General features: G+C 67.7%; 21 protein-coding genes. 15 read left to right on the forward strand and 6 right to left on the reverse strand.

The genetic code is table 11. The features are described from left to right. Positions 1-20: 20 nt before the first annotated feature. The 6 genes from H7A87_RS01060 (at position 21) to H7A87_RS01085 (ending at position 6455) form a co-directional block, all read left to right on the forward strand. Entirely contained in the window at positions 21-359 is a 339-nt protein-coding gene (locus H7A87_RS01060) for a P-II family nitrogen regulator (protein ID WP_002808480.1), read from the forward strand. A 22-nt stretch (positions 360-381) separates the two neighbouring features. Continuing rightward, entirely contained in the window at positions 382-1824 is a 1443-nt protein-coding gene (locus H7A87_RS01065) for an ammonium transporter (RefSeq protein WP_164739298.1), read from the forward strand. Positions 1825-2089: 265 nt separating this feature from the next. Further along, complete coding sequence (locus H7A87_RS01070) at positions 2090-3145, forward strand: ATP-binding protein (protein WP_164739297.1); 1056 nt, start codon at positions 2090-2092, stop codon at positions 3143-3145. After that, positions 3138-4568 carry a nitrogen regulation protein NR(I) gene (ntrC, locus tag H7A87_RS01075; RefSeq protein WP_104649633.1) on the forward strand — a complete coding sequence of 477 codons (1431 nt, stop codon included), beginning with the start codon at positions 3138-3140 and terminating at the stop codon, positions 4566-4568. The genes H7A87_RS01070 and ntrC overlap by 8 nt, the downstream gene beginning before the upstream one ends. Positions 4569-5159: 591 nt before the next feature. Further along, positions 5160-5759 carry a superoxide dismutase family protein gene (locus H7A87_RS01080; protein WP_164739296.1) on the forward strand — a complete coding sequence of 200 codons (600 nt, stop codon included), beginning with the start codon at positions 5160-5162 and terminating at the stop codon, positions 5757-5759. Positions 5760-5807: 48 nt separating this feature from the next. Further along, a complete protein-coding gene (locus H7A87_RS01085; protein WP_104585440.1) occupies positions 5808-6455 on the forward strand; it encodes a superoxide dismutase family protein in 648 nt (215 codons plus the stop codon). Between the two features lie 245 nt (positions 6456-6700). Here H7A87_RS01085 and H7A87_RS01090 read toward each other — a convergent pair whose 3' ends face one another. Continuing rightward, positions 6701-7138, reverse strand: a complete 438-nt coding sequence (locus H7A87_RS01090; RefSeq protein ID WP_119129277.1) for a VOC family protein — start codon at positions 7136-7138, stop codon at positions 6701-6703. After that, positions 7135-8019: a hypothetical protein gene (locus H7A87_RS01095; RefSeq protein ID WP_180496849.1), complete on the reverse strand. Its 885-nt coding sequence runs from the start codon at positions 8017-8019 to the stop codon at positions 7135-7137. Before H7A87_RS01095 ends, H7A87_RS01090 begins: the two co-directional genes overlap by 4 nt. Positions 8020-8107: 88 nt before the next feature. Between H7A87_RS01095 and H7A87_RS01100 the strand changes: the two genes are divergently transcribed. After that, positions 8108-9403 (forward strand): acetyl-CoA C-acetyltransferase, encoded by a 1296-nt coding sequence (locus H7A87_RS01100; RefSeq protein WP_104649631.1) that lies wholly within the window; start codon positions 8108-8110, stop codon positions 9401-9403. Between the two features lie 115 nt (positions 9404-9518). Further along, complete coding sequence (locus tag H7A87_RS01105; RefSeq protein ID WP_119129278.1) at positions 9519-10061, forward strand: hypothetical protein; 543 nt, start codon at positions 9519-9521, stop codon at positions 10059-10061. A gap of 185 nt (positions 10062-10246) precedes the next feature. Here H7A87_RS01105 and H7A87_RS01110 read toward each other — a convergent pair whose 3' ends face one another. From H7A87_RS01110 to H7A87_RS01120, 3 genes are all read right to left on the reverse strand, one after another. Then, positions 10247-11512, reverse strand: coding sequence for a heme biosynthesis HemY N-terminal domain-containing protein (locus H7A87_RS01110; RefSeq protein ID WP_119129279.1), 1266 nt, complete (start codon positions 11510-11512; stop codon positions 10247-10249). Then, on the reverse strand, positions 11509-12489 hold the full coding sequence (locus H7A87_RS01115; RefSeq protein WP_119129280.1) for a uroporphyrinogen-III C-methyltransferase: 981 nt from the start codon (positions 12487-12489) through the stop codon (positions 11509-11511). Before H7A87_RS01115 ends, H7A87_RS01110 begins: the two co-directional genes overlap by 4 nt. Positions 12490-12592: 103 nt before the next feature. Further along, complete coding sequence (locus tag H7A87_RS01120) at positions 12593-13369, reverse strand: uroporphyrinogen-III synthase (protein ID WP_232087902.1); 777 nt, start codon at positions 13367-13369, stop codon at positions 12593-12595. A gap of 210 nt (positions 13370-13579) precedes the next feature. On the opposite strand from H7A87_RS01120, the gene H7A87_RS01125 reads away from it, so the two are divergent. The 6 genes from H7A87_RS01125 to H7A87_RS01150 all read left to right on the forward strand — a co-directional run bounded on the left by H7A87_RS01125 (position 13580) and on the right by H7A87_RS01150 (position 17631). Next, positions 13580-14389: a glycosyltransferase family 25 protein gene (locus H7A87_RS01125; protein WP_104585424.1), complete on the forward strand. Its 810-nt coding sequence runs from the start codon at positions 13580-13582 to the stop codon at positions 14387-14389. A gap of 140 nt (positions 14390-14529) precedes the next feature. Further along, the gene (locus tag H7A87_RS01130; RefSeq protein WP_119129454.1) at positions 14530-15000 is read left to right on the forward strand and encodes a YiiD C-terminal domain-containing protein; all 471 of its coding nucleotides are present in this window, start codon (positions 14530-14532) and stop codon (positions 14998-15000) included. A gap of 28 nt (positions 15001-15028) precedes the next feature. After that, the gene (locus H7A87_RS01135) at positions 15029-15451 is read left to right on the forward strand and encodes a hypothetical protein (RefSeq protein WP_119129455.1); all 423 of its coding nucleotides are present in this window, start codon (positions 15029-15031) and stop codon (positions 15449-15451) included. Positions 15452-15526: 75 nt separating this feature from the next. After that, positions 15527-15964: a rhodanese-like domain-containing protein gene (locus H7A87_RS01140; protein WP_104585420.1), complete on the forward strand. Its 438-nt coding sequence runs from the start codon at positions 15527-15529 to the stop codon at positions 15962-15964. 110 nt (positions 15965-16074) lie between these two features. Further along, positions 16075-16590, forward strand: a complete 516-nt coding sequence (secB, locus tag H7A87_RS01145) for a protein-export chaperone SecB (RefSeq protein ID WP_006451124.1) — start codon at positions 16075-16077, stop codon at positions 16588-16590. Between the two features lie 15 nt (positions 16591-16605). Next, positions 16606-17631: an NAD(P)H-dependent glycerol-3-phosphate dehydrogenase gene (locus H7A87_RS01150; RefSeq protein WP_119129456.1), complete on the forward strand. Its 1026-nt coding sequence runs from the start codon at positions 16606-16608 to the stop codon at positions 17629-17631. A 277-nt stretch (positions 17632-17908) separates the two neighbouring features. On the opposite strand, the gene H7A87_RS01155 is transcribed toward H7A87_RS01150, so the two are convergent. Beyond that, entirely contained in the window at positions 17909-18505 is a 597-nt protein-coding gene (locus H7A87_RS01155) for a diffusible signal factor-reguated Ax21 faimly virulence factor (protein ID WP_104585418.1), read from the reverse strand. Between the two features lie 364 nt (positions 18506-18869). Between H7A87_RS01155 and poxB the strand changes: the two genes are divergently transcribed. Beyond that, a complete protein-coding gene (poxB, locus tag H7A87_RS01160; RefSeq protein WP_180496977.1) occupies positions 18870-20579 on the forward strand; it encodes a ubiquinone-dependent pyruvate dehydrogenase in 1710 nt (569 codons plus the stop codon). Positions 20580-20581: the final 2 nt, after the last annotated feature.

Raw genomic sequence — 20581 nt, forward strand, 5'->3', positions numbered from 1 at the left:
CCACCATTCGGGGTATGCGCATGAAATTGATCACCGCCATCATCCGGCCGTTCAAGCTCGACGAGGTCCGCGAGGCCCTGTCCGCAGCAGGCGTGTCAGGCATCACCGTGACCGAGGTCAAGGGGTTCGGACGCCAGAAGGGCCACACCGAGCTATACCGCGGCGCCGAGTACGTCGTCGACTTCCTGCCCAAGATCAAGATCGAGACGGTGGTGACCGACGACCGGCTGGACGCAGTGGTCGAGGCGATCCAGAACGCCGCCGGCACCGGCAAGATCGGCGACGGCAAGATCTTCGTGACCGCGATCGAGCAAGTCGTGCGCATCCGCACCGGCGAGATCGGCGCCGATGCGCTCTGAATCCCTCACCCCCGGAGTTCTTATGAAGACAGCTCTCTTTGCCGGGTGGAAGGCCCGGTTCTACAGTGTCTGCATGCTGATGCTGTTCAGCGCGCTGGTGGTGGGCGGCATGGGCAGTGCGCACGCGCAGTCCACACCGCAGGTCACCCCGCTGCCGACCGAGCCGGTCACCACCGAACCGCTGCCGTCGGCGCAGCCGCCCGCCGCACCGGTGGCCGCCGCCGAGGCCGCACCGGTGGTGGAGAAGGGCGATGTCGCCTGGATGCTGACTTCCACGCTGCTGGTGCTGCTGATGGTGGTGCCGGGCCTGGCGTTGTTCTACGGCGGCATGGTGCGCGCCAAGAACGTGTTGTCGGTGCTGATCCAGGTCGCGGTGGTGTTCTCGCTGCTGACCATCCTGTGGGTGGTGTACGGCTATAGCCTGGCGTTCTCCGGCGAAGGCCCGTGGATCGGCAACCTGGACAAGGCGCTGCTCAAGGGCGTGACCATCGAAACGCTGGCGGCCACCTTTACCAAGGGTGTCAGCCTGCCGGAATACGTGTTCGTGGCGTTCCAGGCGACCTTCGCCGGCATCACCGGCGCGCTGATCGTCGGCGCCTTTGCCGAGCGCGCCAAGTTCGCCGCGGTGCTGCTGTTCTCGGTGATCTGGTTCACCTTCGGCTACCTGCCGCTGGCGCACATGGTCTGGGCCACCGGCGGCTACCTGTTCGGCCTGGGCGCGCTGGATTTTGCCGGCGGCACCGTGGTGCATATCAACGCCGGTATCGCCGGCCTGGTCGGCGCCTACTTCGTCGGCAAGCGTGCCGGCCTGGGCCGTGAGGCGATCAAGCCGCACAACGTGACCCTGACCTTCGTCGGTGCCTCGCTGCTGTGGGTGGGCTGGTTCGGCTTCAACGCCGGCTCCAACCTGGAAGCCAATGCCGGTGCGGCGCTGGCCTTCCTCAACACCTTGCTGGCCACCGCCGCTGCCATCCTGGGCTGGTCGCTGACCGAGAAGATCATCAAGGGCAAGTCGTCCGCCCTGGGCGTGGCCTCGGGCATGGTCGCCGGTCTGGTCGGCATCACCCCGGCCTGCGGCACGGTGGGTCCGTTCGGCGCGATCGTCATCGGCCTGGCTGCCGGCGTGCTGTGCGTGTGGGGCGTCACCGGCCTCAAGCGCCTGCTGGGCGCCGACGACAGCCTGGACGTGTTCGGCGTGCACGGCCTGGGCGGCATCATCGGCGCGATCCTGACCGGCGTGTTCTCGGCCGCTTCGCTGGGCGGCCAGAAGGGCGGCGATTACGACATGCTGCATCAGGTCGGCATCCAGGCGCTGGGCGTGGGTATCACCCTGGTCTGGATCGGCGTGGTCTCGGTGGTGGGCTTCCTGGTCGCCAAGCTGGTGTTCGGCCTGCGCGTCACCGAAGAAGCCGAGCGCGAGGGCCTGGATATCACCTCGCACGGCGAAGCGGCATACGAGTCCTGAGCATGCACACCCGCGGCCACGCTGCCGCGGGTGGCGCAACGACCCGGCCGGGAGAGCCGTGCCGGGTCCGTTTTTCCCCGTTGCCGCGCTGGCGGCGGACCAACTGCCGAGGTGCCTGCATGACCAGCCCCACGCCTGTGACGGTCGGCGCGGATGCCCGCTGGATCGGTGCGACCTGCCGCCGTCCGGCCCGAATTCCTTCAACGCATGCTGCGTGTTGCGCGACACACGCGCAGGCCGGGCGTGCTTGCACTAAATTGGTGCAATGCTGATGCCATCGCTCCTGCCATCGCTGGACAGCCTGGGCACACCGGTGGCCTGGGCCGACCGCGAGGGCCGCGTGCTGGGCGTCAATCCGGCCTTCGCGCGCTGGCTCGGGGTCAGTGCCCGGCGCCTGGTCGATCAACCGCTGGCCGCTCTGGAAGTGCAGGGCGATGCGCTGGCCCGCTTCCTGCTCAACGACGAGCGCGACGTGTTGCGCCTGCACCGGCTGGCATTGGGCCTGCCCAATGACGCACCGCGTTTTGCCGAAGGCTGGCTGTCGCGGCTGGACGATGGCGGCTGGCTGCTGGAAACCCACCCGGTCGACGAGTTTCCCGCGCTGGATCCCACCCATGCGCTGCCCAATGCCTTGAGCGCCGCGCTCAAGGGCCTGGCGCACGAACTGCGCAATCCGCTGGCCGGGCTCAAGGGCGCGGCGCAGTTGCTGGCGCGGCGCTCGGCCGGCCGCGACGAGGACGAGCGCGAGCTGATCGAGTTGATCGGCACCGAGATCGAACGCCTCAACACCCTGCTCGAACGCCTGCTCTCGCCCACGCCGGCGCGCCCGCACGACCGCCTCAATATCCATGTCGTGCTCGAACGCGTGCTGCGCCTGGCCGAAGCCGAGGGCGGCTGGTCGGTGCAGGTGCAGCGCGACTACGACCCCAGCATTCCCGACATCCTCGGCGACGGAGACCGCCTGACCCAGGCGGTGTGGAATCTGGTACGCAACGCGTTCCAGGCCGGCGCCACCCGCGTGACCCTGCGCACCCGCGTCGAGCACGGCCAGCGCATCCGCGACCGCGTGCATGCGATGTCGCTGCGGCTGGAAATCATCGACGACGGCGGCGGCGTGCCGGAAGAACTGGCCGAGCACCTGTTCCTGCCGCTGGTCAGCGGGCGCGCCGAAGGCAGCGGCCTGGGCCTGGCGCTGGCCCAGCAGGTCTCGCGCGAACACCACGGCACGCTGACCTACCGCTCGCGGCCGGGGCATACCGTTTTCACCCTGCTGTTGCCCGAGCTGGCCGGCGACCACGACAAGGAACATCTGCATGGCTGAGGCCGCCGCCGCATCCCACCACATCTGGGTGGTCGACGACGACCGTTCGGTCCGCTTCGTGCTGTCCACCGCCTTGCGCGATGCCGGCTACGCCGTCGACGGCTTCGAGAGTGCCGCCGCCGCATTGCAGGCGCTGGCCATGCGGCCGACCCCGGATCTGTTGTTCACCGACGTGCGCATGCCCGGCGAAGACGGCCTGAGCCTGCTCGACAAGCTCAAGTCCAGGCACCCGCAGCTGCCGGTCATCGTGATGTCGGCCTACACCGATGTCGCCAGCACCGCCGGAGCCTTCCGCGGCGGAGCGCACGAGTTCCTGTCCAAGCCCTTCGACCTGGACGATGCGGTGGCACTGGCCGCACGCGCGCTGCCGGATGCCGACGCCGGTGTCGAGGAGATCATCGGGACCCCATTGGCGGAAGGCTCGGCGGCGCTGATCGGCGACACCCCGGCGATGCAGGCGCTGTTCCGCGCGATCGGCCGGCTGGCGCAGGCACCGCTGTCGGTGCTGATCAACGGCGAAACCGGCACCGGCAAGGAACTGGTCGCGCGCGCGCTGCACAACGAGTCGCCGCGCGCGCGCAAACCCTTCGTCGCGCTCAACACCGCCGCCATTCCGGCGGAACTGCTGGAAAGCGAGTTGTTCGGCCACGAAACCGGCGCCTTCACCGGCGCCACCAAACGCCACATCGGCCGCTTCGAACAGGCCGACGGCGGCACGCTGTTCCTGGACGAAATCGGCGACATGCCGCTGCCGCTGCAGACCCGCTTGCTGCGCGTACTGGCCGAGAACGAATTCTTCCGTGTCGGCGGGCGCGAGTTGATTCGCGTCGATGTGCGCGTGATTGCCGCCACCCACCAGGACCTGGAGGCGCTGGTCGAACAAGGCCGCTTCCGGGCCGACCTGTTGCATCGCCTGGACGTGGTGCGCCTGCAACTGCCGCCGCTGCGCGAGCGCCGCGGCGACATCGCGCAACTGGCCGAGAATTTCCTGGCCATGGCCGGGCGCAAGCTCGACATGCTGCCCAAGCGACTGTCCTCGGCCGCACTGGAACAACTGCGCCACTACGACTGGCCCGGCAACGTGCGCGAACTGGAAAACGTGTGCTGGCGCCTGGCCGCGTTGTCCACTGCCGACATCATCGACGTGGTCGATGTGGAATCGGCGCTGGCACGTGGCGGCCGTCGCCAGCGTGCCGGCCGCGGCGACGGGCAATGGGACGAGATGCTCTCCAGCTGGGCGGCGCAACGCCTGAGCGAAGGCGCCCAGGGCCTGCATGCCGAAGCGCGCGAACGCCTGGACAAGACCCTGCTCGAAGCCGCCCTGCAACTGACCCAGGGCCGCCGCGCCGAAGCGGCCGCACGCCTGGGGCTGGGCCGCAACACCGTCACCCGCAAGCTCGGGCCGGGGCGCAAGCGCCGCTGATTGGCCCACACCCGGAGTCGAGCCCTCTCCCGCCTGCGGGAGCAGGGTTGGGGTGAGGGCGCCTGCGAAAAGCCGTACTGCGCGCGCAGGTGGTCGAGCCAAGCAGCGAACCAGGCGGGATTGACGCGCATCACGGCGGCAAGCGGGGATGAACTCGCCGTTTTTCGCTCGCACATGCCACCGCCTCGATTATCTGGCGGCGCACGACGCCCCCATCCGCCCTTCGGGCACCTTCCCCCGCACGCGGGAGAAGGCAAGGCACGCGAGCAAGGTCAAACACGCGGGAAAGGGAAGGCACGCGCGCAAGGTAAAACACGCGGGAAAAGGCAAGGCAGGTGACAAAAGGCAAGGCAGGCAGGAAAGGCGAGGCAGGCAGGAAAGGCGAGGCAGGCAGGCAGGCAAGGCAGGCATGAATCTTCGCAGTCGAGCCCCTCTCCCGCCTGCGGGAGAGGGGTTGGGATGAGGGTGCTTTTTGCACATATCCCGGCTCGCGACACCAACCCCGTAAACTCCTGGGCTGCCCCAGGCGCTTTTCATGACACGTGAACATGCGCCCGCATAGGTTTCCAGCCTGATCAGGAGAACAGCTCGATGCGTTACCGGTCGCCCACGATCGTTGCCCTCACCGCGCTGGCGCTTGCCGCCTGCAGCAGCACGCCACCGCCGCCACCGCCTCCACCCCCGGCGGCGCGCGTGGTGCCGGTCCGTCCGGTCCAGCAGGCCGAAGCGGCGCTGGCATCGGCGTCGGGCAGCCTGGTCAGCGGTCGGGTGGTGCTGGTGCCGGCGTTGCAGGGCATCCGCATCACCGGCACGGTCGGTGGCCTGCGCCCCGGCGGCGTGGCCGGTTTCCACGTGCACGAACGCGGCGATTGCAGCGCCGCCGACGCCAGCAGCGCCGGTGCGCACTTCAATCCCGCCGGTGCGCCGCACGGGCGTGCCGGCAGTACTCCCCACCACGCCGGCGACATGGACAACCTGCGTGCCGATGCCGAAGGTGTCGCGCATCTGGACATGATCGTTGCCGGCATCACCCTGGGCGATGCCGCGCCCACCGACGTGGTCGGCAAGTCGCTGGTCGTGCATGCCGATGCCGACGACTATCGCAGCCAACCCAGCGGCAATGCCGGCGCACGTCTGGCCTGCGGCGTCATCCGCGTCACCCAGTGGCGCACACCCCCTTCGCAGCCCTGAGTCGGGGCACCCCTGGCTGCAGCTGCGGCCTTTCTACAGGAGTTACTCATGCGCATTCTTCCAACCACCTTGTTCCTGGCCACCGCGCTGGTGCTGACCGCGTGCAAGCGCGATGAGCCCGCCCCGGCCGATCCTGCACCCGCGCCGCAGGCCGGCGCACCGGCCGAAGCGGCGCATGGCGGCGAGCACGCCGCGTCCATGGTCACCGAAGCGGCGGCCACCACCACCGCAACCGCCGAACTCAAGCCGACCAAGGGCAGCGAGGTCAAAGGGACGGTGAGCTTCAAGATCGTCGACGGCGCGCTGCGTGTCACCGGCCAGCTCAGTGGACTCAAGCCCGACAGCGAGCACGGCTTCCATATCCACGAGAAGGGCGATTGCAGCGCACCGGACGGCAGCAGTGCCGGTGGCCACTTCAATCCGGCCCAATCCGATCACGGCGCCGTCAGTGCCGACCCGCACCACGGCGGCGACATGCCCAACATCAAGGCCGATGCGCAGGGCAATGCCAGCATCGATGGCCCGGTGTCGAGCAACGTCAATCTCGGCAAGGCCGACCAGTTCGACATCGCCGGCCACGCGGTGATCGTGCATGCCGATGCCGACGACTACAAGACCCAGCCCACCGGCAACGCCGGCGGTCGCCTGGCCTGCGGCGTGATCACCACCGACAACGCGCCAGCGGCAACCAAGTAAGCAGGACACGCCCGCAGCCCGGCAAAACGCCGCGGTGATCGATCACCGCGGCGTTGCTGTTTTTGGGCCGCACTGGGATCGATTCGCTCATGTGTGTGCGGGCGCATGGCGCCTCCGGCATGCCGCGCATCGCGCGTTGCATGGGGCCTGTCGGTACGCATCGAGATGTCGCTACGGACCGATCCGGGCGCGCTGTGCAGGCAGCTGACGTTGATCGCCGGCACCAGATCGGCGGCATCACCGGCTCAGTAATTCGGCCACAGCCCCGGCGTTGCCAGTTCCAGCAGATGCCCATCCGGGTCGCGGAAATAGAGGCTCTGCCCGCCACCCGGCCACTGCGTGCGGCCTTCGATGGGCACGCTGCAGGCCTGCAGGTGTGCTTCCCATGCGGCGAGTGCATCGGTAGCGATGGCCAGTGCGTAATGCGTGCGCCCGCTGCCATCATGCGGCGGAATCGTGCCGCCCGGCAGCGTCACTGTCGCGGCGGTACTGCCTTGCAGGAACAGCAACAGCACCTGCCCGGGCGCGATTGCGTATGCGGCCATGCGTGCGTCGCAATACATCGCGTCCACTCCCAGCACGCGGGCGTAGAACGCACAGGCGCGCTGCAGATCCGCCACATACACGCCGGTTTCCAGGACGCCCTGCAACGCAGGTGCCGTGGAAGCCGGCGTCCGGCTCACGCGGCCAGTGCCTGGCGCGGATCCTGGCCCGGTTCCACATGCACGTACAGCACCGGCAGCCCGTGGGCTTCCAGCACTGCGGCCATCTGCCGCTGACGCGACAGATACTGCTCATACACCCCGCGCAGGCGCTCGCAATGCTCGCGGTCGTGCTGGTAGTAATCGCACCAGCCGGCCGGGTCGAACAGCGCGATGCGCACTTCGCCGTCGACATAGCGCAGCACCGGTTCGGGCGGCTGCTCCAGCCATTCTTCGGTGTGCGGGGCCAGCAGGGCGGCTTCGATCAGCGGCCATAGCGGCGCCAGACCCTGGTTGTCGTACTGCATCGACATCATCGCCGCCAGGTCGTGCGCGGTGAGGTAACGCGCATGCTCGATGCGTGCCCCGAAGCTTTCCTGCGCCAGCAGCGCGGTATCGGCCTGCGCCATGCCCTGGGCCAGCAGCACCTCTTCCATCGCATCGGCCACCGTCGCCACGGTCTGCGGATCGCCGGACAGCAGGAACGGCAGTACGCGCAGGCCGCCGCCGATCAGCTGCGGGTCGGCCTGGAAGGGCAAGGGGATCTCGCCCTGCGCATCGGCACCAAACGCCAGCACGCGCGGGCTCTGGTCGCGCCCGGGCGCACGCGCATGCAGCTCGTCCAGCCGGCGATGCAGCGGCCAGCCCGGCCGCAGTACCTCGGCCGGGTCGAAGTGCGCCATTGCCACGCTGAGCTCGAGCTCGCGGATTTCGGGGATCCATTGCGCCAGGTCGCGGCCGATGCGTTCGGCCAGCATGCCGGCCTGGTCCGGCGCCAGGGCGCCGCGCTCGGGGGCGGTGCCGCCCGTCAATTCCAGCGCCATCACACCCATGGCGGTCACGCCGTGTTCGGTCTTGCTCATGATTCGCGGTTGGCCCATCACGGGGTCGAAGCTACACTGCGGCCATTATGCCTGCCGGCCCTGTGCAGGCCATGTCCCCGAGTCCTCCATGCCAGGTCAACCGATGCCCGCAGCCCGTCCCGTCGCCATCCTGGGCGGCGTTCGTATCCCGTTCTGTCGTCAGAACACCGCTTATGCGGACGTGGGCAACCTGGGCATGTCGGTGCGCACGCTGGGCGCGCTGGTCGAGCGCTTCGGGCTGCATGGGCAGCAATTGGGCGAAGTGGCGATGGGGGCGGTGATCAAGCACTCCTCGGACTGGAACCTGGCCCGCGAGGCGGCGCTGTCGTCCGGGCTGTCGCCGCTGACGCCGGGCATCACCCTGCAGCGCGCCTGCGGCACCAGCCTGGATTCGGTGATCACCATCGCCAACAAGATCGCGCTGGGCCAGATCGATTCGGGCATCGGCGGCGGCTCGGACACCACCTCGGAAGTGCCGATCGTCTACGGCAAGAAGCTGCGCGCGCGGCTGATGGCCGCCAACCGCGCCAAGGCCACCGGCGACAAGCTCAAGGCGCTGCTGCGTGGCTTCAAGTTCGGCGAGCTCAAGCCCGAATTCCCCGGCGTGGCCGAGCCGCGCACCGGCAAGAGCATGGGCGACCATTGCGAGGACATGGCCAAGGAATGGAACATCTCGCGCGATTCGCAGGACGAATGGGCGGTGTCCTCGCACCACAAGCTGGCCGCCGCCTATGAGCGCGGTTTCTTCGACACGCTGATCGCGCCGTTCCGCGGCGTCTCGCGCGACAACATCCTGCGCGCCGACACCTCGCTGGAAAAGCTGGCCACGCTGCGCCCGGCCTTCGACAAGACCTCCGGCCGCGGCACGCTGACCGCGGCCAACTCCACCCCGCTCACCGACGGTGCGGCCGCAGTGCTGTTGTCCAGCGAAGCCTGGGCGCTGGCGCACGGCCACACCCCGATGGCCTATCTGCGCGATGCGCAGGTGTCGGCGGTGGATTTCGTGCATGGCGAAGGCCTGTTGATGGCGCCCACCATTGCGGTACCGCAGATGCTGGCGCGCCAGGGCCTGACCCTGCAGGACTTCGACATCTACGAAATCCACGAGGCCTTCGCCGCGCAGGTGCTGTGCACGCTGCGCGCCTGGGAAAGCGAGGATTACTGCCGCAATCGCCTGGGGCTGGAAGCGCCGCTTGGGCGTATCGACCCGGACAAGATCAACCCGCTGGGCTCGTCGCTGGCCACCGGCCACCCCTTCGCCGCCACCGGTGCACGCGTGGTGGCAACGGCCGCCAAGCAACTGGAAGAACGCGGCGGCGGGCGGGCGTTGATCTCGATCTGCACCGCCGGCGGCATGGGCGTGGTGGCCATCGTCGAGCGCTGACGCTGCTGCGCAGCGTGGGATTGGGCATTCGGGAGTGGGGATTCGCAAGCATGAAGCGGACTCCTGATTTTACGAATCCCCAATCCCCAACCTCCCAACCTGCAAGGACGCATGGATGTCGAACGTTGATGCACGCGAACCACCCACGCTCTACCTGCCTCCGGCGCACGGTGCCGTGTGGCGCGAGGGCGATGTGCTGGTGTGCACGCCGGGCGCCGACCTGCCGCCACTTTGCGTCAAGTGCAATGCGCCGGCCGACACTTCGCCGCGCCGCTACATCTTCCACTGGCATCATCCGGCGATCTATCTGGCGCTGCTGATGGGCGTACTGCCGTATCTGATCCTGGCCCTGGTGCTGCGCAAGCGCAGCGCGCATGTGGTGACCTTGTGCCTGCAGCATGAGCGGCGCCGGGTGCGCTATGCCGTCATCACCAGAGCGTCGGTCTTGCCATTGCTGGCAGGTGGTCTGGTGCTGGATGGCGCGATCGGCTGGCTGGTCGGCGCTGGCGTGATGGCGGTCATGCTGTTGATCGGCAGACTGGGGTCGCGTGTCTTGTCGCCGCACTCGGTCGACGACGCGCAGTCGCGTTTCCTGGGCGCCTGCGATGCGTTCTTGCACGAGTTGCCGGCGCCACCCCGGCGCGCACGCGATTGGTAATTTGTGGCGGTGCGCCTGCACACGCCTTCAGAGCGGTTGTGCGTCGCGCTCCTGCAGCTCTCCCGGCAAACCGGTAAACCTGTGTAGCGGTTCTCGCGTGCAGACGCGGACAAAGCAAAAGCCCCGGACAGGCCGGGGCTTTGCTTTGTCCGCGCAGCGTTGCCGCAGCGATCAGACCCCAGCGATCAAGGCAGGCGATCGTCCGGTGCGAGCGGGTCGGCCGGCGGCGTTGGGTATGCCGATACGATCGGCCCGCGCAGCGACTGCTGCGGCAGGCCCTCGTGCACCGGCTCGCCGCGTGCGGCGCGCAGGGCATTGGCGTAGCAGTGCTGCGCGGACAGCAGGTCGCCCGCGGCGGCAAAGCCGTGGCCGAGTTCTTCCCAGGCCTCGCTGCCCGCGCCATTGGCGACCGCGCGATGCAGGAACTCTTCAGCCTGCGACCACTGCTGCTGGTGGCGTGCCAGACGCGCCAGAGTCAGCAACAGGCCAGGGCTGTCCGGGTACTGGGTCAGCCAACGCTGTGCACTGGCGCGGCGTGAATCGTATTTTTCCAATGGCAGCACGCCGTACAGACGCACCAGCGATTCGTCCCACTGCGCGTCCAGCGCCTGTTCCAGGCTATGCACCGCCGCATCGTCCCAGTGCAGCACCGCCGCGCGCTGTGCGTAGGCGCCCACCACCGCGGGATAGGTGCGCAACGGTTTGGGCAGCGCTTCCCAGCGTTCGGCCAGCGCATTGGCATCGCCGGCCTGCAACAGCGTCTGCTCGGCCAGCGTGGCTTCCAGTGCGCTGTAGGCTTCCGGTGCCAGCACCGCCTGCTGACGCAATGCGCCGAGCTGACCGTAGGCCTCGTCGGCACGGCCGATCTGCGCCAGGGCGTGCGTGCGCAGCAGCAGGCCGCGCGCCGGCAGTGGCTGCGCGCTGGCATGATCGAGCGCGTTGATCGCCTCGACCGGGCGTTGCCGCGCCAGATGCCGCTCGCCCTGCAGTAGCGCATGCGCAGTGGGGTCGCGCTCGGCCAATTGCTGGGCCAGTGCATTGGCCGCCACCTCATCGCCGCGGGCATCGGCAACGCGCACTGCACTGGCCAGGGCGATGCCGCTGACGTCGGCATCCTCGCTGGCGTTGACGAGCAGGCGCTCGGCACGCTGCCACTGGCCATGATCGGCTGCGCGCAGGCCTTCGATCAGGCGGGCGCGGCCTTTCTTGCGGCGATACTTGCCCCAGACCCGGAACGGCAGGCTGACCAGCGTCCACACCAGCCATAGCACCAGCAGCGCAATGACCAGGATCAGCAACGCCTGCGGCATGGCGGCGCGATAGTCGTTGCCGCCGACGCTCACCACCACGTTGCCCAGGTCATAACTGGTCTGATGCGAGAGCCATTGCGCACCGAGCACGCCCAGCGCCACGGCAACCAACAGGATCAAGACGGTACGCAACACTTTCATTGGGTGGATCTCCCTTCACGCATGGCCTGCAGTTGCAGCAGGGTGGTGCCCAGTTCCGGCAGGTGCGGACGCAGTGGCGCTTGTTGCAGTGCGCGCAGGCGCGTACGCGCCTGGCGACGTTGTGGCGAATCCGGCCACAGCCGGGTGGCCCAGGTATCCACGCGCCGCAGCGATTGCGCAAAACCGGCGGCATCGCCGCGCTCGGCCGCGGCGCGGGCCAGGCTGACTTCGATCTGCAGGGCGTCGCGCGCGGCGTGGCGGTCGGCGCCGGTGGTCAGCAGCGCATCGCCACGGCTGGGACGGATGTCCACCAGCGGCGCGAGTGCTTTCTGCCACCACGGTCGCGCGGCCTCGCTGTCGGTGGCGGTCTGTTCGGGCAGGCGCTGCAGCTCACCGGCCAACTGATCCAGGGTGTGACCAGCCTGCGCCTGCGGGCCGGCGCCCAGGCGATCCAGTGCGTCGCGTTCCTGCACCAGCGCCTGGCGCAGATTGAGATAGCCGGGATCGTCGACGCCATTGAGTGCGGCATTGGCCAGCGCATAGGCACGGCGCGCGCCATCGGCATCGCCGGCGATGCTCAGCCGCTGCTGGCCAAGCCGCAGCAGCAGCTCCACCTCATCCAGCCGCAGCGCCTGTGCACCATGGCGGTTGGGATCGGCGAGCTTTTGCACGGTTTCCTCGAGCAGGGCGCTGCGCTGGCTCAGGCCAAGCATCTCGTCGCGCAGCACGCGGTTGGTGGCTGCCGCATCCGCCAGGCGCTCGTTGGCCAGGCGTTGGTCACGGCGCAGCATCTCCAGCATCTGCTGTGCGCCATCCCAGCGCTGTTGCTGCGCCTGGGCGGCCTGCAGCTGCGTGCCTTGGTAGTCCCGCCACGCGCGCCAACCGAACAACAGCGCCACGCCCACGGCGGCCAGCGCGAGGACGAGCAGCAGCCATGCCAGGGGAAAGCGTCGCGTGGAAGCGGGCAGTTCGGTCATTCGTCCATCCTCGCGCGGTCACGACGGGTGCAGGTGCCGCCATCATCTGCCACAGCATGGCGTGCAGCGGCAGACACCCGCAAGCCGTGCTCGCGTTCGAAGTTCAGCAAGGTCGCGATGGTGTCACGATCGCGGCGGCAGCCGCAGCCAACTGCTCGGGCAAGGGCCCTGCGGCGCGCACCACCTGATGGAAGCCGGCGGCGTGTGCGGATTCCCGCATGCGTTCGCTGGACGCTACCACCGGGCGTTGCCGCAGCGCGTCGATCAGCGATGCGGGCAATTGCTGCAGCACCAACGTCAGCGCCTCGGCACTGCTCAGCGTCAAGACACATCCCGGCAGCGCATCGGCCAGCGCCTGCACTGACGAGGCGCGCAGGCGCAGCGCCACGCGTTGATAGACATCGGCGCGCAGGATGCGGGCGCCACGCTGCTCCAGGGCCGGCGCCAGCATGCCGCGCCCCCCGGGGGCGGTGATCAGCCCGACGGCCTGCAGCGGTTGCCGGAACAACGGCAACGCGAGCAGGCCCTCGCTGTCCATGCGCGTCGGACGTATCACCGGGTCGATGCCGCAGGCCTGCAGCGCGCGCGCGGTGCCATCGCCCACGCTGACCCAGTGCGCCTGCGCCGGCCGTTGCAGCGGCGCCAGGCGATGCGCCGCATGCACCGCGGCCGGGCTGGTGAACACCGCGATCGGCGCGTGCAAGGCTTGCCGCAATGCGGCCAGTGCCTGTGGGGTGTGGTTGGTCTGCAGCCGCCACGGCGACAGTGCCAGCAACCGTCCGCCGTGCCGCGCGGCGGCGCGGCGCAGTGGGGCGTGCTCACCGCTGGGCCGCAGCGAGATCAAGGTCCAGGCGTCGGCAGCGGGGGCGGGAGATGTCATCCAGTGATTATGCGAGAGCAATGAGGTATCGGGGCAGCTGTCGCGCGTTGCGGTGGTGCCGACGACGCGTTGATCCTGGCGCGTTGTCCGGCCTTGCGTGCCTGCCCGCCGGGATGCCTGCGTTTCTGCGGCCAGAACCTCGTCCCCGTGTCTGTGCCACTGATCGCTTCCGCCCACGCTCCGCCACGACGATCGAGCTGGAGTGGCGCCGTGATCAAGTCCTACCTCATCAACATGCAGCGCAGCGGTGACCGCCTGCAGGCGATGGCGACGCGGTTCCAGGCGCTGGGCCTGCCGTTCGAGCGGATTGCCGCGGTCGATGGCGCCACCCTGACGCCTGCGCAGATTGCCGACTTCGCACGCGCGCGGCCGCTGGAAGGCTCCGGGGACGCATTCAGCACCGGCCCGCGCAAGTGGACCGCCTCCAACATCGGCTGCTTCCTGAGCCATCAGGCCGCGTGGCGCATCGCAGCCGACTCCGACGACGCCTACACCGCGATCTTCGAAGACGACATGCATCTGTCCGACGCGCTGCCGGCGCTGCTGCGCAGCAGCGCGTGGCTGCCGGGCGGCAACAGCATCGTGCGGCTGGAACCGTCCTACAACCGCATCAAGCTCGACGCCAAGGTCGCCGAAGTCGGCGGGCGGCAGCTGCGCCTGGTGCGTCCCTCGCCCCATCAACACTGCTGGCCGGTCTGCGCCGGGGCGTTGCTCCTCAGCCGCGAGGCGGCGCGCCTGCTGCTGGCGGCCGATGTGCGCTGGCACACCATGGCCGACATCTTCCTGTTCGGCTGGAACGAATCGCCGGTCGCACAGCAACTGTCCACCTATCAGCTGTCGCCGGCAGCGTGCATCCAGGACAAGTTCTTCCACGCCGCTCCGGAGCAGATCGTGTTCACCAGCACCATCGATGCGCCGTTGACGCAGGCGCAGAAGCAGCGCAGTGCGCAGTGGAAGGCCAGGGCCACCGCGTTGCTGCGGGTGGCGCAGGGCTACCGCAAGGTCGTGTTCGCGCCCTGAGCGGCGCGATAGCGAAGGCGTGCAACGAGACGGCGCTGAACGTGTTTCACCATGCGGTACCGCATGTCATTCCAGTGCACAAGACGCTCGCGGAACATTGCGGCATGATGCCGCCCTTCGCCGTCTTCCAGCCTTTGCCGATGACTCCTTCGTGCACGCTCGCATCCGCCCTGCAGTCGCTGCAGCAACAGTTCATCGCCATGCCGCCGGTCCTGTCGATGGGCATTGCCGTGGACGGCCTGCATGACGGCGTGTTGCGCTTGCGTGCGCCGCTGCAGGCCAACGTCAACGACAAGGCCAATGCGTTCGGCGGCAGCCTGGCGTCGTTGATGACGCTGGCCAGCTGGGGCTGGCTGACGCTGCAGCTGCAACTGGCCGGGCACAGCGCCGATGTCTACGTGGCCGACAGCCAGCTGCGCTATGTCGCCCCGGTCTACGAAGACCTGGTGGCCAATGCCGAGCCGTCCGAACTCGGCAGCTGGGAGGCGTTCCTGGCGACCTTCCGGCAGCGCGGCAAGGCGCGCATCGGCATGCGTGCGCAGATCGCGCTGGGTTCCGGCGCGGCGGCGGCCACCTTGAGCGGGCGCTTCGTGGCGTTTCCAAAACGGTAGGATGCGCGCTGGACTTGGGGGAATGCGCATGCGTGCAGTGATCGGGACAATGCTGTTGCTCGGGCTGACGATGGTCAGCGGGGTGGTGTCTGCCGGCAGCCGTGCCCAGGCACGCGCGCTGGAAACCACCCAGGCCGCCTACACGGCCGCCGTGCGCTGGAGCGATTTCGATGCCGCGCAGGGCTTTGTCGAACCGACCTATGCCCAGGCGCATCCGCTCAGCGACCTGGAACGCTCGCGCTACGAGCAGGTGCAGATCTCCGGCTACCGCGAGCTGCGGGTGGGCGAAGACGTCAACGGCGACCTGCGCCGCGAGGTCGAGCTGCGGGTGATCAACCGCAATACCCAGGCCGAACGGCTGGTGCGCAGCATCGAGCTGTGGCGCTGGGACGCCGAGCGCAAACGCTGGTGGCTGGCCAGCGGCCTGCCCGATCTGTGGCAGGGCCAATAGCCCGTGCCAAGGGCGCTGGCCGGCGCGCGCGCCAGCTGTGCGACAATTCCCGCCCGCTTGACTGACCCTGACCCCGTGAATTTCGAAGAGCTGCAGGCCTTTGTCGGCCGCAACCCCATGTTGTCGCTGGCCCTGGTGGGCCTGACCATCGCCCTGATCGTCACCGAGGTCGCGCGCCTGTTCCGTGGGTACCGCGCACTCAAGCCGGCCGAGCTGACCCGCCTGATCAACAGCGAGAACGCGCTGGTGATCGACCTGTCGCCCACCGCCGACTTCGAAAAAGGCCATATCGCCGGCAGTCGCAACGTGGCGCTGGCCAAGTTCGACCCGGCCGGCAAGCTGCTCGCCAACGCCAAGGCATCGCCGGTGGTGGTGGTGTGCCGCAACGGCAATGCCTCCGCGGGCGCGGCCAAGACGCTGAAGAAAGCCGGTTTCGAGCAGGTCTACTGGCTCGAGGGCGGCGTGGCCGCCTGGCAGATCGCCGAGCTGCCGCTGGTCAAGGGCCGCGCCTGACCGCATCTTGTGAGGCGCCGGGCAAGTCCCCATTGCTGGCGTGAGAGACTTGCACTTTCACGTCTGCATCATTCAATGCTGCATCCACCGAACCGTTTCTGGAGTTAGGAATGTCCGACGAAATCATCAACGGCGCGGTTGCGCCGGCCGACGCCGCTGCTGGCCCCGCTTTCACCATCGAGAAGATTTACGTCAAGGACGTTTCCTTCGAATCGCCGAACGCGCCGGCCGTCTTCAATGACGCCAACCAGCCCGAGCTGCAGCTGAACCTCAACCAGAAGGTGCAGCGCCTCAACGACAACGCCTTCGAAGTCGTGCTGGCCGTGACCCTGACCTGCACCGCCGGTGGCAAGACCGCCTATGTGGCCGAAGTGCAGCAGGCCGGCGTGTTCGGCCTGGTCGGCCTGGAGCCGCAGGCGATCGACGTGCTGCTCGGCACCCAGTGCCCGAACATCCTGTTCCCGTACGTGCGCACGCTGGTCAGCGATCTGATCCAGGCCGGCGGCTTCCCGCCGTTCTACCTGCAGCCGATCAACTTCGAAGCGCTGTATGCAGAAACCCTGCGCCAGCGTTCGCAGGGCGAAGGCACCTCGCTGGCCGATTCCGAGCCGGCTGGCAACGCCTAAGCCTTGCGTGCGCCGATGAGCGATTCGACACAGAAGATCGCCGTTCTCGGCGCCGGCTCCTGGGGCACGGCCCTGGCCGCGCTGCTCGCCAGACACGGTCAGCCGACCGTGCTCTGGGGACGCGATGCGGCGATGGTGGATGCCATCGACCGCCGTCATGAAAACGTACGCTATCTGCCGGGCATTGCCTTGCCCGACAGCCTGCGCGCGACCACCGACCTGCAGCTGGCCATTGCCGATGCCGGCTGGATCCTGGTCGTGGTGCCTTCGCATGCGTTCACCGAGACGATCCGGTTGATCGCACCGTTGCGTCCGGCCGGTGCCGGCGTGGCGTGGGCGACCAAGGGCTTCGAGCCCGGCTCCGGGCGGTTCCTGCACGAAGTGGCGCGCGACATCCTCGGCTCCAGGGTTCCGCTGGCCGTGGTGACCGGGCCATCCTTCGCCAAGGAAGTCACGCTCGGCCTGCCGACCGCCATCACCGTGCACGGCGACGATGCGGCGTTTGCGCAGGTCGTGGCCGATGCCATGCATGGCCCCACCTTCCGCGCCTACACCGGCGATGACATGGTGGGTGCCGAGCTTGGTGGCGCGATGAAGAACGTGCTGGCCGTGGCCACCGGTGTGGCCGATGGCATGCAGCTGGGCCTCAACGCACGTGCCGGCCTGATCACGCGCGGCTTGAACGAGATGCTGCGGCTGGCGGCGGCGATCGGTGCGCGTCCGGAAACCTTGATGGGTCTGGCTGGCCTGGGCGACCTGGTGCTGACCTGCACCGGCGATCTGTCGCGCAACCGACGGCTGGGATTGGCACTGGGACGCGGACAGAGCCTGAGCGATGCCATCCGCGAGATCGGCCAGGTGGTGGAATCGGTGCAGACCGCCGACGAAGTCATGCGCCAGGCCGAGCATCACGGCATCGAGCTGCCGATCTCCAACGCCGTGCGTGCGGTGCTGCATGGCGAGATCACCCCGGAAGCAGGCTTGAAGGAATTGCTGGCACGCGAGCGCAAGCCCGAATACCCGCAGACCTTGTTCACCTGATTGCGGCATGGCGCGTTGGCGCGCATTGCACGGACATCAACAAAAAGCCCGGCAATGCCGGGCTTTTTGTTGATGCGGATCGCAACGACCGGCGGGAAAAAGCAACTGCCTGAGCGCGAGGTTCCATGCGCCTGCAGGACCCGCATTACCCACCACCGCCGTGCAGCGATGCGCATCATATCGCCAACCGATCGCCCAAAAGAAAGAAGCCCGGTCGGGGGACCGGGCTTCCAATGCAACGCGGGAGAGAGAGTCGCGTTGCAGTCAAACGTGCGGCTTACCAGCTGAAGCGCGGGCCGACCGACCATTCCTTGTTGCCGTCGCCATCCATACGGATGTCGCCGTTGATGCCCCAGTTCTGGTTCAACTTGACCTGGGCGCCGAGGCGGCCGTAGAAGTTGTCGCCGATGTCGATGCCGCGCTTCTTGGAGAAGTCTTCGTAGCCAGCCAGGGCGTAGACTTCGAAGTGCTCGCCGAAGGCATTACGCAGGCCGGCTTCAACGCTGTAACCGTCGAAGCTGATGTTCGGGGTGTCCAGGTCCAGCTTGCGGTAGGCAACGCGGGCAATGAAGTCGGTGCTGGTGGCGATCTCCTGGTTGTAACCCACGCCGACGCCCCACTGCTGGAAGTCGGAGTTGGAGCTTTCGAACACGTTGTCGTTGTCGTCAGCGTTCTGCTTGCTGTAATCGCCGAACACGTGGAAGTTCGGAGCGACGGCGTAGGACGCCTTAACGCCCCAACCATCCGCATCGCGGCCTTCGGTCGGGGTGCGCACATAGTCGCCTTCGACGAAGTTGTAGGAGAGGTTTTCAGCAGCGGAGGCCGCAAACGGCAGGGCTGCGAGAAGGCCGAGGGCCAGCAGTGAATTCTTCATGATCGATACCTGTACTTATGGTTTGGGCCGGCGCTGAGGCGGATGCCGTTCGCTGCCGAGATGTAAATTCTCCGTTATTCGATGGAACGCGGCCTGAATTTTGAACTGACTGGTGCGTAAATCATCGCGCCCGGTTCAGCTGCGCTTCCTTGTCATCAAAACGCAATGCGCGCAGCGCACGTACAAAGCGTGATGCATTGGTGGTTACCTCGCGTCGATGTGACGCGCATGTCTAGAAGCAGCTGTTTTTCAGTGATGTTTGCCGCGTTTGCGGCCTGCAAGCACATTGTGCTGACGCCGTGGCTGGGAGCATGCCAGGCTTGTCGAACAAGCGTGGAGCTGCATCGTGGCGAAGAAAAAGACGTTGGCGCGGTTTCTGGCCGAGACGCTGCAGAGCGCGGGGGTGGAGCGGATCTGGGGGTTGACCGGCGACAGCCTCAACGGCCTGACCGATGCCCTGCGCGAGATGCAGACGATCGAGTGGATGCATGTGCGCCATGAAGAGGTGGCCGCGTTTGCCGCCGGCGCCGAGGCGGCGGTGACCGGCAAGCTGGCGGTCTGTGCGGGGAGCTGCGGGCCGGGCAACCTGCACCTGATCAACGGGCTGTTCGATTGCCATCGCAGCCGCCAGCCGGTGCTGGCGATTGCCGCGCATATTCCCTCGTCCGAGATCGGGCTGAATTATTTTCAGGAGACGCATCCGCAGGAACTGTTCCGCGAGTGCAGTCACTTTGTGGAGTTGGTAACCAACCCGGCGCAACTCCCGGAAGTGCTGCACCGCGCGATGCGTGCGGCCATCCTGCAGCAAGGTGTGGCAGTGGTGGTGATCCCCGGCGATATCGCGCTGCTGGAAGTGGACAAGCACCTCCCCACGGCCTGGCCGCCACTGCGCCAGCCGCGCGTGCTGCCGGCCGCCGAAGATGTGCAGCAGCTGGCCGAACTGCTGCAGCACAGCGAAGCGGTCACGCTGCTGTGCGGCAGCGGTTGCGCGGGTGCGCACGATGCGGTGGTGGCATTGGCCGACACCCTGGGCGCTCCGATCGTGCATGCCTTGCGCGGCAAGGAACACGTGGAGTGGGAGAACCCGTTCGACGTCGGCATGACCGGCCTGATCGGTTTCAGCTCCGGCTACCACGCGATGCTCAACTGCGACACCTTGATCATGCTGGGTACGGACTTCCCGTATCGGCAGTTCTACCCGAAGAACGCGACCATCGTGCAGGTGGATCGCGACCCGGGCGCGCTGGGACGGCGCACGCCATTGCAGCTGGGCATTGCCGCAGATGTCGGCGAAACCATCGCCGCCTTGCTGCCGCAGCTGCAGCGGCGCGAAAAACGCGACTTCCTGGACAAGTCGCTGGCGCACTATCGCAAGGCGCGCGAAGGGCTGGACGATCTGGCGGTGCCGGCCGATCCGGGCGAGCCGCTGCATCCGCAATTCGTGGCGCGCATGATCAGCCAGATCGCCGACCAGGATGCGGTGTTCACCTGCGATGTCGGCACGCCGACGGTGTGGGCCGCACGCTACCTGCGCATGAACGGACAGCGCCGCTTGCTGGGTTCGTTCAACCACGGTTCGATGGCCAATGCGATGCCGCAGGCGCTGGGTGCACAGTCGGCATATCCGGGCCGTCAGGTGATTGCGCTGTCCGGTGATGGCGGCTTTGCAATGCTGATGGGCGATTTCATCTCGCTGGCGCAGCTGCGCCTGCCGGTGAAGATCGTGGTGTTCAACAATGCCTCGCTCGGCTTCGTGGCGATGGAGATGAAGGCTGCCGGCTATCTGGATACCGGTACCGAGCTGCGTAATCCGGACTTCGCTGCGATGAGCAATGCGATGGGCATCCTGGGTATCCGCGTCGATGAGTCCGCGCAACTGGAGCGCGCATTGCGGCAGGCCTTCGCGCATTCCGGCCCGGCGCTGGTGGATGTGCGCATCGCCACGCAGGAACTGGCAGTGCCGCCGGCCATCAAGCTGGAACAGGCCAAAGGCATGGGCCTGTATCTGCTCAAGGCAGTGATGAGCGGGCGCGGCGATGAAGTGATCGATCTGGTCAAGACCAACATGCGCTGACA

The organism is Xanthomonas sp. CPBF 426 (genome assembly GCF_903989465.1).
Taxonomy (GTDB): Bacteria; Pseudomonadota; Gammaproteobacteria; order Xanthomonadales; family Xanthomonadaceae; genus Xanthomonas; species Xanthomonas euroxanthea.